General features: G+C 49.6%; 9 protein-coding genes and 1 pseudogene. 9 read left to right on the forward strand and 1 reads right to left on the reverse strand.

What is annotated here, in order from left to right; all coding sequences use genetic code 11:
* The first annotated feature begins 44 nt into the window (after positions 1–44).
* From wecB to L1071_RS05715, 5 genes are all read left to right on the forward strand, one after another.
* Positions 45–1,163, forward strand: coding sequence for a non-hydrolyzing UDP-N-acetylglucosamine 2-epimerase (wecB, locus tag L1071_RS05695; RefSeq protein ID WP_246969749.1), 1,119 nt, complete (start codon positions 45–47; stop codon positions 1,161–1,163).
* Between the two features lie 34 nt (positions 1,164–1,197).
* Positions 1,198–2,481, forward strand: a complete 1,284-nt coding sequence (gene wecC / locus L1071_RS05700) for a UDP-N-acetyl-D-mannosamine dehydrogenase (RefSeq protein WP_246969752.1) — start codon at positions 1,198–1,200, stop codon at positions 2,479–2,481.
* A 27-nt stretch (positions 2,482–2,508) separates the two neighbouring features.
* A complete protein-coding gene (locus L1071_RS05705; RefSeq protein WP_246969755.1) occupies positions 2,509–5,922 on the forward strand; it encodes a glycosyltransferase family protein in 3,414 nt (1,137 codons plus the stop codon).
* A gap of 30 nt (positions 5,923–5,952) precedes the next feature.
* The gene (locus tag L1071_RS05710; protein ID WP_246969757.1) at positions 5,953–8,088 is read left to right on the forward strand and encodes a glycosyltransferase family protein; all 2,136 of its coding nucleotides are present in this window, start codon (positions 5,953–5,955) and stop codon (positions 8,086–8,088) included.
* Between the two features lie 66 nt (positions 8,089–8,154).
* Complete coding sequence (locus tag L1071_RS05715; protein ID WP_246969760.1) at positions 8,155–10,488, forward strand: hypothetical protein; 2,334 nt, start codon at positions 8,155–8,157, stop codon at positions 10,486–10,488.
* A gap of 598 nt (positions 10,489–11,086) precedes the next feature.
* On the opposite strand, the pseudogene L1071_RS05720 reads toward L1071_RS05715, so the two are convergent.
* Positions 11,087–11,709: pseudogene (locus tag L1071_RS05720) on the reverse strand (IS630 family transposase); the annotation flags it as partial.
* 252 nt (positions 11,710–11,961) lie between these two features.
* On the opposite strand from L1071_RS05720, the gene L1071_RS05725 reads away from it, so the two are divergent.
* The 4 genes from L1071_RS05725 (at position 11,962) to L1071_RS05740 (ending at position 17,629) form a co-directional block, all read left to right on the forward strand.
* Entirely contained in the window at positions 11,962–13,683 is a 1,722-nt protein-coding gene (locus L1071_RS05725) for a hypothetical protein (protein WP_246969762.1), read from the forward strand.
* Entirely contained in the window at positions 13,680–14,909 is a 1,230-nt protein-coding gene (locus L1071_RS05730; protein WP_246969764.1) for a glycosyltransferase family 4 protein, read from the forward strand. Before L1071_RS05725 ends, L1071_RS05730 begins: the two co-directional genes overlap by 4 nt.
* 20 nt (positions 14,910–14,929) lie before the next feature.
* The gene (locus tag L1071_RS05735) at positions 14,930–16,159 is read left to right on the forward strand and encodes a glycosyltransferase family 4 protein (protein ID WP_246969766.1); all 1,230 of its coding nucleotides are present in this window, start codon (positions 14,930–14,932) and stop codon (positions 16,157–16,159) included.
* Between the two features lie 84 nt (positions 16,160–16,243).
* Positions 16,244–17,629 (forward strand): undecaprenyl-phosphate glucose phosphotransferase, encoded by a 1,386-nt coding sequence (locus L1071_RS05740; protein WP_246969768.1) that lies wholly within the window; start codon positions 16,244–16,246, stop codon positions 17,627–17,629.
* Positions 17,630–17,650 lie beyond the last annotated feature (21 nt).

The following is a 17,650-nucleotide window of genomic DNA, read 5'->3' on the forward strand; positions in this document are numbered from 1 at the left end:
TGAATAGAGCCACAGAAGGCTCAAGAGTAAGGATTCAGAAATATATGAAAACGCTTTGCGTGTTTGGAACACGGCCTGAAGCCATCAAAATGGCACCGCTTGCTTTGCAATTGAAAGCAGACGAGCGCTTTGACGCTCACCTATGTGTAACAGGCCAACACCGCGAAATGCTCGATCAGGTCCTGGATTTGTTTTCCCTCGTGCCGGATCACGATCTCAACATCATGAAGCCCGGCCAGGACCTGACCGATGTGACTACGGCCATTCTGCAAGGTATGAAAAGCGTTCTGGCCGAAGTTCAGCCGGACATCGTGCTGGTACATGGGGATACCGCCACAACGCTAGCGACAACGCTCGCTGCTTATTACCAGCAAATACCGGTCGCCCACGTCGAGGCGGGGCTACGCACTGGCAACATTTATTCACCTTGGCCCGAAGAAGCCAACCGCAAGTTGACGGGCGCACTGGCCGAATTGCATTTCGCTCCCACGGATCGCTCACGCCAGAACCTGTTGGAAGAGGGCGTGCCCCCTCAGAAAGTGCATGTGACGGGTAACACCGTCGTCGATGCCTTGTTCGAGGTGGTAGAAAAGCTGGAAGGCGATGATTCTTACCGGAAGCGTTTCGAAAAGCACTTCGATTTTCTGGATAGCCAGCGCAAGCTGATTCTGGTGACGGGCCACCGGCGAGAAAGCTTTGGCGACGGTTTCGACCGAATCTGCCGCGCCTTGCATGATACCGCCGCCCAGCACCCGGAAGCACAAATTGTCTACCCGGTGCATTTAAATCCGAATGTGCGCGAGCCGGTGAACCGTTTGTTGGGCGATGTCGATAATGTGCACCTGATCGATCCGCTGGACTATCTGCCGTTCGTCTACCTGATGAACCGTGCGCATATCATCCTGACCGACTCCGGCGGCATTCAGGAAGAAGCGCCGTCGCTGGGTAAGCCGGTGCTGGTAATGCGTGAGACGACTGAGCGACCCGAGGCGGTACAAGCCGGCACTGTCAAACTCGTCGGTACCGATGTCGATACGATCGTGGGCGAGCTTCATAGCCTGCTGACTGACAAAGGCGCATACAAAACGATGAGCTATGCCCATAACCCCTATGGTGATGGCAAGGCTTGCCCGAGAATCCTAGAGATTCTTGCGAATCGATAACCTTTTTAATTCATTAGCATTAGGTGCTATATAAATGGAATTCAATACTATTTCGGTAGTCGGTTTAGGATATATCGGTTTGCCCACGGCCGCCGTGATAGCGTCTCGCAAGGAAAAGGTCATCGGGGTAGATATCAACCAATCTACCGTTGATACGATCAATCAAGGAAAGATTCATATCGTCGAGCCCGAGCTCGACATGCTGGTGCATGCGGCAGTCAAGGAAGGGTATCTGCATGCCACCACCACGCCTGAGCCGGCCGATGCGTTTCTCATTGCTGTGCCGACACCGTTCAAGACGAACCCCGAACATACCAGCCATGAACCGAACCTGACCTACATCAAGGCCGCGAGCCAATCTATAGCCCCTGTGCTCAAGAAGGGCGACCTGGTTATTCTGGAATCGACCTCGCCCGTTGGTGCGACGGAAAGCATGGCCGAGTGGCTGGCTGAGGCTCGCCCGGATTTGACCTTCCCGCAGACCCACGGGGAAGAGTCGGATATCCGGATCGCTCATTGCCCCGAGCGTGTGCTGCCTGGGCACGTGATTCGTGAGCTAGTAGAAAATGACCGCGTTATCGGTGGTATGACCGCCAAGTGCTCTCAAGCCGCTACGGAGCTGTACAAGGTTTTCGTGGAAGGGGAGTGCATCACGACGACGGCTCGCACCGCCGAGATGGCCAAGCTGACCGAGAACAGCTTTCGAGACGTCAACATCGCGTTTGCCAACGAGCTTTCCATCATTTGCGACAAGCTCGATATCAGCGTCTGGGAGTTGATTCGCCTCGCCAACCGCCACCCGCGTGTCAACATCCTCCAGCCTGGCCCTGGCGTCGGGGGGCACTGCATCGCTGTCGACCCGTGGTTCATCGTCAGTGAAACGCCGGATGAGGCACGCCTGATTCGTACCGCACGTGAAGTGAACGATGGCAAACCGCAGTGGGTGGTCGACAAGGTCAATGAAGCTGTCGGCAAGTTCCTGAGTGCCAACCCCGACAAGACCGCCAAAGACGTGACAATTGCCTGCTTTGGGCTGGCCTTCAAGCCGGATATTGACGATCTGCGTGAGAGCCCTGCACTCGCCATTGCCCAGCAAATCACCACTTCCAATCCCGGCCAGACCTTGATCGTTGAGCCCAATATAGAGGTACTACCTTCTGGAAAGCTGGAGGGATGCACATTGGTGGAGGCACAAAGTGCACTTGATAGTGCGGATATCGTTGTGTTGCTGGTAGATCACAAGCCGTTCAAAAGTATCGCCCCTCAGAAGGTTAATGGAAGCTACCTTATCGATAGCCGCGGTGTCTGGACGGCCTAATACAAATCATATTTGAGTAGGGTTGTCATGGAGAAGATGAACCTAAAAAACGAGCTGTCTGATTATCTCGATGAACTTGGCTTGAAAGGACATTGCTGGGTTATTGGAGGCGACGAGTCACTACAGCAGGTGCTGTCTACGCGATTCCCGGCTGGAGCGCTTCACTTAGGCGTTCCGGAAGATTCGGAAGCGCTGGCGCAGTGTAGTGTGCTTATACTGAACGCCAGTAAAAACAAGTCAATCGAGGAAATATTTACACAACTGGCAGATAGTGATGCCAGGCCAGTTGTTATTCTCCTGGAAAATAGCTCATTACCTGGCTCGGTGCAGGACAAGTTGCATGCCCTAGGATATAAACTGCCGCCGGTGCAACCGAAAGGGTACTCTTTCTATGTTACCGAGAGTGCTGACCTTAGCCATAAGAAATACTTCGATGTCGCTGGCTACTGGGAAAATCGCTATAGCGCAGGAAGAAATAGCGGTGCGGGGTCATATGGACGCTTGGCACGTTTCAAAGCCCACTTTCTCAATAACTTTGTCAGGCAAAACGAAATCAAGTCAGTTCTGGAGATTGGCTGTGGGGATGGCGGTCAACTTTCGTTGGCTGATTATCCTCAGTACACAGGGCTCGATATTAGCCCCACGGCTATAGAACATTGTCGTCGAATCTTTGCGCATGATTCTTCCAAGCGCTTTGAAGTTTACGACCCTGAGAACTTCAATCCGGAAACAGTTAAGGCAGAGTTAGTCCTTTCGTTGGATGTGATATACCATCTTTCGAATGATGAAGTATATAAATACTATCTGGATCATTTGTTCGAAGCCTCAGCACGTTTTGTCGTTATTTACAGCAATAGTAGCAGTGAGGAGGGGAGTCGATTGGGAATAAATGAGTCAGCCAACTACGTCAGGTTTCGTGACGTGTTGGAGGATGTAGAGAGATGGCAGCCGGCATGGAACCTAGTGAATGCTGTACCTAATAGCTACCCATTCTCTGCAATCAACCCCTCTAACACTTCCTTTGCTGATTTTTTTGTATTTGAAAAGCTGAGCGAAGATAAGTCAGAGAGTCATTCTCCGGTCGACCGTGAGCGCTTTGCTTCTGATAAGATCATTAATACATTGATGGTTTTTGACGAAAACTATAAAAGCCTCACTGATGATGTCGCCTCAGCTAATAAAAAAATTGATAAGTTGACAAAAGCGGTTCGAGAGGTAGATAAAACACAGCATCTTCAAGAAAGTTTAGATCAGGCAAATCAAAAAGTTTTTCTACTTCAGGATGAGCTCAGAATAGCACGAGAAGAATGCCACGAGCTCAACTTGCAGTGTCGTGAGGTTAGGCAGCAAGAGTCAATATTAGAGGAAAGGCTGGCTGTTGCTGATAACGAGTTAAGTGAAGCTAATGAGCAATGCAGTAAGTGCCAAGAAAAAAATCAGGCACTGGAAGCTAAGCTGAGTGGTCTGAACGCAGACTTCCAAGGAATAAGCACGCAGCATCATGAAATATCTGCCAGGTATCGAGCGGCCAATGCAAAGTACCGTAATGTTAGTCAAGAACTGTCCGCACTGAAATCCAGTAAAGCATACAAATCAGGGCTGTATATCAAGGAAGCCTCAAAATCATGGAAAGGAGCAGTTAAACTACCCGTAAGGTTATGGCGCCTCAGAAAGTCTAAGAGAGATACATCCGGGCTGCGTATACAACTACGTGAAGGGCTACGCTATGTAAAATGGCGAGCTGTAGTACCTTTGGCTACGCGAATGGGGATTCCACGCCACCGGGTCGCTTATATTACTCTACCGAAAGCTATTGAAAGGCACCTAGGTCGGGCGAAGCCGGCTTCAACTGCACCTAACCGCGATACTGTAGCTAAAACGCTCAAGACGAACTCTACTGAAATATCGTTTACGCCTCCCTCTGCGGCCGCTCAGGAAATCAGCATACTTGGCTGGCCGGCTCCTCCCGATAATGACAAGCCTTTAGTGTTGGCCGTGATGGATGAGTTCACGGAAGGTTGTTTCGGAAGTGACGTACGGCTGCTTCAACCACGCCCAGATAACTGGTATGGACTTGCTAAAAAATATCCTCCTGCACTGGTATTCATTGAGAGCGCTTGGAAGGGCAACGGGGGTAGTTGGCAATATCGCGTAGGTTCCTACAGCAACAAACCCGGCCAAGAACTTGAGCAGATGGCGTCTTGGGCTCGACAGGAAAAGGTGCCTACAGTTTTCTGGAATAAGGAAGACCCGGTCCACCATGACAAGTTCATGGAAGCGGCTGGCCTGGCGGATCACATCTTTACGACCGACCAAAATATGGTCGATTCCTATAAGAAGCGGACGGGCAATCAATCGGTACACGCCTTACCGTTCGCCGCTCAGCCGGCTCTGCACAAGCCTGCCCCTCTGCGTGGCCGGTTGCAGAAGTCATGCTTTGCCGGGAGCTGGTACGGAAATCGGCATGCCGAGCGCGGCGAATCCATGAAGTGGCTTCTCGCTACTGCCAATAAGCATGGGCTTGAAATTTTTGATCGTAACCACGGGACCGGGATATTTCCCTTCCCGGAAGAGTATCAAGATGGAATTCGTGGAAGCCTTCCTTACCTAGAGCTTTGCAAGGAATACGCACGCTACCGGGTGTTTCTCAATGTTAACTCGGTAACTGACTCGCCCACCATGTTTTCGCGCCGGGTATTCGAGTTGATGGCTTGCGGCACTCCTGTGGTCAGCACCTATGCTAAAGGCATCGAGAACCTGTTCGAGTCCGAAGCTGTGTGGCTGGTCAATAGCCAAGAGGAGGCCGATGAGGCCATCCATACGCTGATGACCGATGACGCTGAATGGCGGCGCAGAAGTCTTGCCGGCATTCGAGAAGTGTTCTCTGGGCATACCTATGCTCACCGGCTCAATAATATATTCGAGATTATCGGCTTGGATGAGCGTATCGAAACGACGCCGAAGCTCATGCTGCTCGCTCGAGCCGAGCAGCATGCTGAAGTGGAGCAGTTGGCCAGTTTCGCGGAGGGGCAGGACTACAGGAATTTCCATCTACTGATCAAAAGCACTCATAACCTCAATAAAAATGAGCTAAATCTTCCTGACCATGTGCAGCTTGTTACAGCCGATGAGTTGGAAAAGTATGTGGAACAAGGCGAGAAAGAAGGCTTTCGAGGAATAGGTTGGATTTCCTCAAACCATGCCTACGGATCGAACTATCTTCAGGACTTGGCAAATGCCATGATTTACCAGCCAGAAGCTAATGGATGGGCAAAGGCTTGCGATGAAGATGCTTTTGCGTACGACGTTGAAACTAGGCTTACTGCTGCTATCTGGCGACCGGAAGTCTTCCACAAAGAATGGTTAAAATCGGAAGACTGTACTCTTTCTTCAAGTAGCCTGTTTTGCACGGATACGGATGAGTTCCAAGCCGACCATTAATAAAAGAACGCAGGGAAGGGAAGTTGCAAGATGTCTGATCTGAAACGCGTCCTTATTTGTGCAAATCCGGACCTTAACTATATTGATGGCTCTTCTATTTGGGCACAAACCATTGCCTTGGCTATTACTGCTACCGGAGAGGCTGAGGTCGAGTTCCTGACCAGAAGCACTCCAGCCCGCGATGAGCTTTACGGACCCTTGAAGAACTCCGACAGGCTGACCATTCTCGATGGCAGTGATCGCAAGTATTGGCAGGGTAGGGGATTTGCACGCATAACCCCGGAGATGATGGGAGAGCTGGCCATTCGGCTGGATCAAGCCGAAGCCTATGATGTCATCATTGTGCGTGGACTAGAGATTGCCACTCAACTGCTGGATGCCCCGGATGTGCTCGCCAAGTGCTGGATATACCTCACCGACATCCCCCAGTCAGTGGCCGAGTATACTCACTATCAGCGCCTGATCATGCAGAGCGTTGCCCAGGGCTGTCAGCGTCTCCTGTGTCAGACCGAAGGCTTCAAGGCACTGTGGCTGTCTTTGGTGCCGGATCTCGACACCGCTAAGGTATGCCTCTACACCCCGGTAATTCCGGATCTGCCTACGTCACTCCCACCCATAGATGAGCGTCCTCAACGTGCCATCTACGCTGGCAAGTTCAAAGGTGACTGGATGACGTTGGCAATGGCCGAGGCCTGGCCCACTATTCATGGTGAGCTCCCTAGTAGTGAGCTGCTGATGATCGGTGACAAGATCCATGATGAACCGGATCAGCCGAATTACGCAGCGTGTATGCTGCACGCGTTGAAGCATACACAGGGCTTAGTTTGGCTGGGTGCGCAGCCGCGCGATGCGGTTCAGCAGCAGTTACACCAAGCGCGTGTGGGGCTCTCCTGGCGCCACGAGAGCATGAATAACACCGTGGAGTACTCCACCAAAATCCTGGAGTATGGTGGAGCAGGTTGTGCCGCAATTCTTAATCGCAACTCGTTACATGAACAATTGCTGGGACACGACTATCCTCTATTTGCTAACAGCAGCGAGGAATTTTGTCATCAGTTGATGCGTGCGCTCAATGAGCCACAGGTCGCTCAGCAGGCCGCTGATGTTCTGAAACAATTGGCCGAACGACACACCTTTACTACCCGCGTAGACGAAATTCACCAATGGTTGGCAGAAGCTCCCAAAGCGCCGAAGCCTCAGGCCAAGACCAAAGTACTAGTGGCAGGGCATGACCTCAAATTCTTTACTCTGCTGCAGAAGAAGCTAGAAGCCACTGGTCAGTTCGAGTTCTTGATCGATCAATGGCAAGGCCACAATAAGCACGATGAAGCCCAGAGTCGCGCCCTGCTGGAAAAAGCCGATGTGATCTTCTGCGAGTGGTGCCTGGGTAACCTTAAGTGGTATTCGCACCACAAGAAGCCACATCAGCGCTTGGTGGCGCGTTTTCACGCGCAAGAAACTCGCGTGCGATATATGCACGAAGCCAATTGGGACGCTATCGACCACATCAGCTTTGTTAGCGAACATACTCGGCGATTTGCACTGGAGATCTTTCAAGGCTTTCCGACCGCCAAGACCTCGGTGATCCCCAACTATCTGGATGACACAAAGTTTACGCCCAAGAAGAAAACCGGCGAAGCTCGTTTTACGCTGGGTATCGTAGGTGTCGCTCCTAAGAGCAAACGATTGGATCGTGCTATTGATCTCTTGGAAGCGTTGTTGGAAGAGGACAGTCGCTACTGCTTACGGATAAAAGGCAAACATCCGCTTGACTATGGTTGGCTGCTTAAGCGAGACGATGAGCTGATTTTTTATCGTGAAGTGTTCGAGCGCATCAATACTAGCCCAACATTACGACATAAAGTTATTTTTGATCCCCCCGGTGACGATGTTAACGATTGGTTCACCATGGTGGGTTTTATCCTCTCGCCCTCAGATCATGAATCTTTTCATATGGCTATCGGCGAAGGAATACTAACCGGTGCCAAGCCTGTGATTTGGGACTGGGATGGTGCAGCAGTATTATGGGGGAGAGAGCATATAGTAGATAACTTGAATAAGGCAGCTGAAATAGTTCGCTTTGGTGTTATTAAAAATCAAAACCCTCCCAAACATATGGCGATGGACAAAGTTAAAGATTGCTGGATTAGTAAGTTTATCAAGTAATAGTTTTGTTGGTTGGGTACGTTTAATTTTCTGGTGTTATTTTCTGTAAAAGTTAAAAGGTGTTTCATGTCGGTCTTTTTGTTTAGGTATAAGTCTAAGTTGAGCTCATTCAAAATTGATGCCTTAGATTTGAGAAAGTTTTTGCCTAGAGAGCCTGTAAGTACCCAGTATAAAAACTGTGGTGAGGGAGAGATAGCAGTTTTCTCCTATGGGGCGGCTTTGGATAAAACCATCAAAATACTGGATAAAGGCTTTTTGTTTGTTCAAGGATATATACCTAACTCTAAGCTAGATGGTTTAGTGAGAGAGCTTCTCTCAAAAAAGAGCGCCAACGCAGTAGATTTCCCTGAATCATTTTGTGCTTTGTTATTTTATAATAATAGCTTTTCTTTTATGTCGTCAGTGACTGCTGCAGATCAGCTCTTCTTTTATGAAGGAAATGATGGCTTTTATGTTACTAACCGACATAATCTTTTAGGAGCTGTGCGTGAAAGTTTGACGTTGAGGAAAGAGTCGTTTTGGTGGATGGCCGGTCGTACTCACATCGGTGATAGCGGCACTTATTGGAATGAGATTTCAAGGAGCCGCCCTTTTAGAAAATATTTCTATGAAAACGGTTTAAATGAAGTAAAGCCTGACTATCGTCATCTTTTTGAGCCGATACCAAACGAAGATCTTGGCAGCGTAATGGAAGAAGCGACTACATACTTTAAAAATGTTTTTGATCAGGTTTCTGCGAGTAAAAGATTATCTCTTACTGGCGGAAAGGATAGTAGAGGGATATTAGGCTTGCTCAGCGGGACTGATCATGGCGCCTCGTTGAAAATTAATACTACTGGGAACTTTTTTTCCCCAGATGTTATGGCTGCTACTAAGCTTACTGATTCTCTTGGATTATCAGGTCAGCATAGCATTAATAGGCCGAAATTGTCCCAGACACCTGGTGATTATGCAGAAAAAATAGCAGAAGATTTGTATTTAGATTTTGTCGGAAAGTCATTGGCCGATATTTCTAAATTTTCTTTTTCCGGTGAATTGGTTACCGGTGGCCATGAAGTAGGTATTAAATCCCCATTGAATGCAAGAGGGTTGGAAGAGTTTGTAAAAAATCGCAGATTTTGGTGCGATGATAGAGGGGTGCTGCGAAAAAACGAAAAAGAATTTCTAACAAAGAAATATCAAAAGTCTTTAACTGAATTGTTGAGTGAGGTTCCGGTTAGGAGTTATGATAAAATTGAAGGGCTAGAGTTTAGGGTGATGAATCGAAACTCACCATCAATTACTGCTTCGCACATTGGTGGGAGTCAAATTCATCCATTCTATGATGGAAAGTTACTACGATTGGTTTGCGGCATGTCTGAAGAAGCAATCAAGAACCATTATATTCCTTATTTTTTTTCTTCACTAGCAAAAGAAGATATTGTCAGCAAGCGGTTCGCTGATGATGCATGGCCATCTGAGCTTCCTGGTTTTCTAAAAAAGTATGGATTAGTGAATAATGGCCGCAACCCAGTTCCAGTAACCCCTTATGAGTTTAAAAACTACTTCCCGGCTGAAAAAAAATTCGGTATGTTTAGCCAGCGGTTAGAGCTTTGTGAGTTATCTGCGAGTAATATTTATTCATACCTTAAAGACAATAAGGATTTTTTCGATTTTCTTGATTATTCTACAGTAAAGAAGATCCTTTTTAAGCCATCTACAGATAAAACGTTTAGAGAAATGTATGTCCATTTAGGGCTCCTTAAGTCTGTTATAGTTCATAGTGCTTGGGAGTATGCTTTTTCGTTTGATGATTTTTCTAAATCTAAGTCTTTAATCGAAGGGTTTTTAGATAAGAGTAAGCTAGAAGGGGTTAAGGTGAGTGATAAGAAAGACGAAATATCTAAGCTTGGGGATAAAATTGAGTTATATGAAAAAAGTATAGCTACCATGGAGGAGGATATAGTTAATGCTAGCGATAAGAAAGATAGTGCTTCCTTCGTAGATAGTGTTCGCGGTGAAAATAAGTCTAATAATAATGTATACAATGGGTTTTCATGGGAGCAACTCAGTTCTTTAAGTGAAGGTGGTTTTCTTAAGGCTGGAAAAGATCCACTTGTGATTGCGACTATTAGTTGTAATGAGAACCTTTCTGTCGAAGGATACCTTTTGAAAGAGGGGAGCCCAAAACAATGTGCTGTCATATATTTTGATGGTGTTGATGTTCAGCCATTTAAAAGCCTTGTTTACAGTAAGACTTTAAAGGCTTATTATAGATATTTGAATATTGATGCTGAGACTGGAAAGTTTAATATTCATTTTGAAAAAAATGAAAATTCAGAAAAATTGAAAGATATTCCTCTTGTGCTTAGATTGTGGAGTGCCCCGTTCTCTGCCTTTGTGAAAGTAAATATTAGTTGACTGTATAAGTTTTGGGCATTTATTGTTGATTTTAGGATTTTGCACGAAAAATCTATTCTACTAATTTTGCTATGCTCTAGTCGCATGGGGGGGGGCGTGACGGGGGGCGAGCTTTCCGAGCGCTGTTAGTCACTGATTAAATATCTCGTTTAGCGTTTTAGCCGATGGGTCGACCAAAGCGAAATGACAGCTGATTTTAAGTGGTATTTTATGAGGCTGTGCAATAGAGTTATAATCTGTAGCGCTAGGGTCCTTGGGGTCAGGTATATTCGATTTTGTTCTGTTAGTGACTTGAGTCGGTGTTTTCGCGCCTGTCTAGCTCGTCTCTAACTTAGGCTTTAAAAAAATGCGTCGTCCTTGTAATTGTGACGAAGCGCCGGCAAAACTGCTATGCTATTTTTTGCGCTGTGCATTTTTTTCTAGCCTTTTATAAAATAGTTTTGAGCTAATATTTTTATTTAAGTTTTGGCGTTATTATGGCTAGGGGTGATGTAAAGGTTGTGCTTGCTATTAATAATGGCTTGTCTGATAGTTTGTGTGCTTTCAATGACTTTGTCTGGCAAGGTGTTGTGCAGTGTTCTTGTGAAAAGCTAAGTTATTATTTATAATTAATTGTGTATTTCGTGCCGTAGCCACTGAGTAAACGGTGTACTTCATCACAGAAGTGGTCGAACGTGAGATAAACACTCAAGGGCAGCTAGGCATATTTCATCCGCCGCCACAGAATCTCGATCAGGTTCAACTCTGGCGAGTATGTCGATAGGTAGACCAGGTGGACACGATGCGCCATCCATTTCACTATCTTCCGTCTGAAGGCCTTGGAGCGGTGCATGCGGGCATTGTCGAGCACCACGACGGTGAAGATGTCGGGGGCTTTCTAGGCGATAAACTGGTCAAACGCTTCGATGACCGTCTTCGTGGTCACTGTTTCAAAAGTCGTGTGGTAGATCAGCTTGCCGGTGCGTCTAAGGAATCCCAGCAAGTTCAGTCTTCGGCTATGGGAATATGCCGTCACTTCCCAGGGCTGACCAATGGGGCTCCACGCATAAGGGACCGACGAGGACTGCGAAAATCACGACTCATCAAAGTAATACAGCGCGTGTTCGCTCGATCTTCCCGCGCCTGTAACGCCCTCAGGAGACTCTGTGTGTTGCGAAAAACTGTTTCATCACGCCGTTCCTTCAGTGAGTGTCGAATGCACTTGAAGCTATGGTGATTTTTTCAACATTCGGCGTAGGGTGTGCAGAAACTAGGGGAGCATTACAGATTCACTCAACACTAGGCCTCGAGGATCTTGAATGCGAAGACGCCATTGGAAGTGTAAGCGGAAGTTCTAAAGAAATCGGCGTCGAATCTTTAACACTCCAATAGTATTATGCTTGGAGTTTGGATCTGCCATTGCAGCCGCAGCTGCTCCCCAAGTGGTAACGACAATTCGTTTAGCGAAAGCCAGTTAAAGATTATATTTACTCTATGTTGACTCATTTGCGTTGGTTTTTATCCCTTGGTGCCAAGTTTGGTCGCGTGGTTCCACTGTACTCACTAGTAATTGTGTTGTTTACATTGAGCTCGCAGGTTTCGGCTTTATTAGCATCATTGTTGCCACTAAAGGTTGTTATTCTGCTTGGTTCAGATGGCATTCCTAGCTATTTTCCAGCAAGTTTTGCCGATATAAACAGGGATATTCTGATTGGGAGCTTGAGCGCTGCCACGCTTGGGTTCTTTTTACTGTATTTGCTTTTTGAGCGTTTCATTAATTTGGCTACCGCGCGAGCCACAAAGCATCTTCTTCTGAAAAGCCAGAAGATTGTGCTTTTCGATAACCAAGATGAAACTGCTGCGAATGCTTATCAGCGTTATTCTCGGGCTCTTGCGGGTGCGGTGTTTGTATTACTTGCATTGGGAGGGCTGGCTCCCTTCTATCCAAGTATGGTCAGCTTGATGGTGGGCTATAGCCTTCTTTCTCTAATGTTAACTGTTCTTTTGTATAACCGGAGCTGGATTTTTCGAGAAAAACTTGAGTCAAGTCTATCACCTGTGCTTAAGTTGATTAGTGGCGTTGGTTTTTTTGTTTTCTTTGGTTTTCTTGTTGTGGATTTTATGTTCTGGAGTCCACCCAGCTTTTTGGTTGCGGTTGTCTCTTTAATTGCTAGTCGACAGATAACCCAACGGGTTACAGGTAGTATTGGTGACCTGGCAGCATTACAAAAACAACGCCTAAAACTGGATGCTCTTTTTTTTCATGGCAAGGTCTTGCTACCCGACAACCTACGCGCAGAAAAAACAATGTGGCCCATGCTTAGTATTGATAAGCGTGAGAAGTGGGTTTGTGCAGTGTTAAGTGAAGTTCTTGAGAAGGATATTGAAAAGGTAGAAATTTTTTGGCATCAGATTGGGGTGCCAAACGTTGCTGGGTTAGAGGCGCGGACTGAAGGTGGAGCTTATTTAATAAAGTTATTCGAGACCAACCGAAGCGCCTTGGCTTTGCATGAGTCGACGCTAATGGCTGAGCCACTTCAAGGGCTACCAAGCTTGCCCTGGGTGGGAGCTACCCAATTAGGCAAGCTTCATTGCTTAGTATACTCACTGCCACAAGGGAATATCCCAGAACCGAGCATGATTAAGCAGTTTCTTGAGCCTCTTAAGACCCAGATTCTTTCAGTCGAACCCCCTAAAGCTCTTGTGGCACGCTTCAAACGCTCCAGGCCTATGCTTTGGCAACGATTGGATAGCATGCCATGGGATCGGTTGCAGGTAGCTGCCAATACGGTTGAGCTACGCCACCAGATCAGCTCGCTGCTTGAGCAACTCCCCGTATTGCAGCAAGAGTTGAAGGAGTTGCCGGTTACTTTTGTCATTCCCAAAATTCAAGCGGATTTACTATGGATGACAGAAGATGGGGATGCCTTAATTAAAAATTGGGGACGATGGACCATTGAGCCCGTTGGTTGTGGGTGGCTTGATAAGCTTCAAATGCTTCCCCTTCTTGCACCTGCACTGGCTGAGGCGGCAGAACAACGCTCCTCATTGAATAAAGTAATACCTGAGAAAGCTGAGCTAGCTGCACTCACATTCGCTCTGGAGCAAGAATGCAGTCGACAACGTTATGTGCAGGCGCTGGAAGTGTTACCTCTTCTGCTTGAAAGGCTCCAGTCTTGTAAAGAGAAGCAGGATAAAATGGATTTTATGAAGTGATAGAAGATTATTCCGAGGGTAGTGATGCTGTTAAGCAGCATGTTGCCATGCTGGTATGGAATTCTTTCCTCAATGATGCTCGTGTATTGAAGGAAGCTGAAACGCTTGTGAATGCCGGCTATGCGTTAACTGTCCATGCGTTGCAGGAACCGGGAGTCACCCTGAGTAGAGAAATCTTGGGAAATGGGGTCAAGGTCCGGCGCTTCGGAAGGCGCGGTAGTAAGCCGCCGACTAAAAAAGGTTCAAGTGCCTCTAACAAGCGTTCATTGTTCTCAAGCTTGGTCGCTATAAGCTCGCGCTTGACCACTCATATGGTCATACTTGCGTACTTTCTACGCTGTCGGCCTGACGTCATTCATGCTCATGATGTCAACGTGTTGCCCACGGCTTGGTTGGCCGCAGCGCTCGCGAGAGTGCCCTTGGTCTACGATGCTCATGAAATAAGTACTGACCGTGAAGGCTATGCGGCTTTCAAAGGGCTTGTCGCTTGGTTTGAGGGGCGTATCATGCCTCGCGCGGCTGGAACGATCACCACGACCGATGCGCGCGCCAAGTTCTTCGCCCGTGCATATGGTGTTGAGCGTCCCGTGGTGTTACAGAATCGTCCGCGTTTGACTGACGTGGCGCGCAATAGCCGTATACGCGAAGAGCTCGGCTTGACCCAACCTTGGCCTATCGTGCTGTACCAGGGGGGGCTTCAGCAGGGGAGAGGGCTGCCCAGGCTGGTTGAAGCTGCAGCGCACGTTCCGGATGCTTACTTCGTGTTCATTGGGGGCGGGCGTCAGGAGCGGGAGCTGCATGAGCTTCGCGAGAAACTGGGCCTCGAGGAGCGGGTTCATTTCATCCCCACGGTGGCGTTGAGTGAGCTGCCGCACTATACGGCGTCGGCCGATATCGGCGTGCAGCCCATCGAAAATACGTGTCTGAATCACTTCACCACGGATTCCAACAAGCTGTTCGAGTACGTGATTGCCGGTTTGCCCGTCGTCGCCTCCGATATGCCCGAGATCCGCAAGGTCGTGAGGCAGCACGCACTAGGCCTGCTCATCGAGCCAGGCGATACAGCCGCCTTGGCCGAGGCCATTCAGACGCTGGTGGACGATCCCGCGAAGAGAGCTGCGTTCGCGGATAACGCGCGTGAAGCGGCGCGGACGCTGAACTGGGAAGATCAAGAGCATTTATTGGTAGCGCTCTATCGTAAGGTATTCGACCTGCAGGGAAAGTAGGACGCGGAAAAGGATATCGCTTGAACGTTCTATTATTGACTTTTTATTTCCCCCCCGATCTGGGGGCTGGGGCGTTTCGTAGCCGGGCCTTGGTCGATGCGTTGTTGGAGCGCTTGTCACCGGAGGACGAGGTTGAGGTCATCACCACGGCGCCCAACCGCTATGCCCAGTACGATAGCACCGCGCCTGATGTCGAGACGTCTGATCACGGGCGGCTTACGGTGCGTCGTATCGATTTGCCCAGCCACCAGAGTGGCATACTGGATCAATCAAGGGCCTTTCTCGCCTATGCATGGCAGGTGGCGCGGCTGACACGAGGTCAGCATTACGACTTGGTGATCGCGACCTCATCGCGGCTGATGACCGGTGTGTTGGGGCGCTATGTGGCGGGTCGCGTGTCGGCACGCCTGTATCTCGATATCCGCGATATCTTTGTAGAAAACTTGCCTTTCTTGTTACCCAAAGGCACCCAACGCTTGGGCATCGGTTTTTTCAGCACCCTGGAACGTTGGGCGGTCCGCTATGCCTCAAAGGTCAATCTGGTGTCGCCGGGGTTTGGGGAGTATTTCGAACGTCGCTACCCCGGTAAGCGCTTTACCTGGCATACCAATGGGGTGGATCCGCTTTTTGCCGATTCGGCCTTGCAGGGGGCCGAGGCTGAGCGTCGTGAGGTATCGGCTGCTGACGTTGCGAGTGCGTCTAGCCCGGCTACGTCACGCTTGCGTGTGCTGTATGCAGGCAATATCGGCCAGTGCCAAGGGATCGACCGTATCTTGCCGGCATTGGCCAAGCGGTTGGAGAATCGCGTCGACTTCTTGTTGATCGGCGACGGTGGGCGTCGCGAGACGTTGCAAGCCGCCTTGCAGGCGCAAGGGGTCTCCAACGTGGAAATTCGACCTCCCGTTGCTCGGGATCAACTAATCGAACACTACCGGCAAGCCGATGTGTTGTTTCTACACCTGAATGATATGTTTTGCTTCTCGCGGGTCATTCCTTCCAAGCTCTTCGAATACGCCGCGATGGGCAAGCCGATTTGGGCGGGTGTACGTGCTTTCCCTGCCCAGTTCTGTCAGCAGAATATCGCCAACACGGCCGTTTTTGAGCCTTGCGATGCCGCCTCCGCACTGGAAGCTTTCGAGACACTGGTGCTTGGATCGCAGCCTAGGCAAGCGTTCATCGAGCGTTTTCACAGGGACAAGATCATGGGGGAAATGGCTGATGATGTGCTGGCGTTGATGTGCTGGCGTTGATGCGCTGACGGAACGCGGTTGAGCCTCGGCCGCGATTCAACGTCTCGTATGGTTTTTTAAATCGGTTTGGATTGCCTTGACTAAATGAGTAAGTCTTCTCAGAAGATTATTACCGAGCGTTTTCCGGCTCAAGTCTTCGTCCCCTTGATCGATGCCGGCGCTGTGCTGTTTTCCGGGTTTCTGGCCTATTGCATTCGCTTCGGCTCCACGGATGTTCATGATCGTTTCTTGTTGGGCATGGTGATCATCGCCATCTTCGTGGTGATGGCGAATTTCCTGGATGGTGCTTACGTGCGCTGGCGTACTACGCGCCTTTCCAACATCCTTTTCCGGCTGTTGTGTGTCTGGGTGATCGTGGCGCTGTTGGCGACGTCGATCATCTATCTGGCTGAGGCCTCCGTCAGGTATTCGCGCCTGTGGCTGGGGATGACCCTGTTGTTCTCGTTTGGCATATCGGCAGGGTTTCGCGTTCTCGTCATGCTGCTGTTGAAGCGAGCGCGTGCGTTGGGGAAGAACCTGCGAGGGGTTTTTCTCGTCGGCCCCCAGGAGCATCTACTCAATGTCGCGCGGGGGATGCGCCAGTCACCGGCCGAGGGCTTCGCCATTTCAGGCGTGCAGCGAATGGCAGAGGCGCCGGACGAAGAGAGCTTGGAATCCCTGGCGCGACGTGTGGAGGCCTCCGGGGCACGGGAGGTCTGGCTGTGCTTGCCGTTGGAAATGGGCGGCACCGTGCGGGATATCATGTTCGCGCTTCGCCACCAGACCGCTGAAGTGCGCTTTTTGCCGGAGTTTCAGGATCTCAAGCTGCTCAACCATCGCATCAGCGAGGTGGCGGGGCGTTTCTCCATCGACTTGAGCGTGACGCCGATGACGGAAACGGCGCGCTTTCTCAAACGTGTCGAGGATGTGGTGCTGGGCTCGGTGTTCTTGCTGATCTCCCTGCCAATCGGTGCCGTGATCGCGTTGATCCTGATGTTTGAGTCCTCGGGGCCAATCGTCTTCAAGCAGCATCGCACCGGCGTGAACGGGCGGCGTTTCAAGGTCTACAAGTTCCGCTCGATGGAGGTACATGACGAGCCCTCAGGCCAGATCACCCAGGCGCAGCGCGGCGACCCGCGCGTGACGCCCTTCGGGGCCTTCCTGCGCCGTACATCATTGGATGAGCTGCCGCAGTTCTACAATGTGCTGCAAGGGCGCATGTCCATCGTCGGGCCGCGGCCGCATGCCTTGAAGCACAACGAGCATTACAAGGATCTCGTCGAGTCGTACATGAAGCGCCACAAGGTGAAGCCGGGGATCACCGGCTGGGCGCAGGTGAATGGATTTCGTGGCGCGACGGATACCATCGAGAAGATGGAAAAGCGCGTCGAGTATGACTTGTGGTACATCGACAACTGGTCGCTGTGGCTCGATTTTCGTATTATCGGTTTGACGGTTGTGCGTGGGTTCTTGCACAAGAATGCGTATTGAATTTTGGTGTTAAGCAACAGC

Origin of the sequence: Chromohalobacter sarecensis (assembly GCF_023061135.1) — a bacterium.
GTDB classification, from domain to species: Bacteria; Pseudomonadota; Gammaproteobacteria; order Pseudomonadales; family Halomonadaceae; genus Chromohalobacter; species Chromohalobacter sarecensis.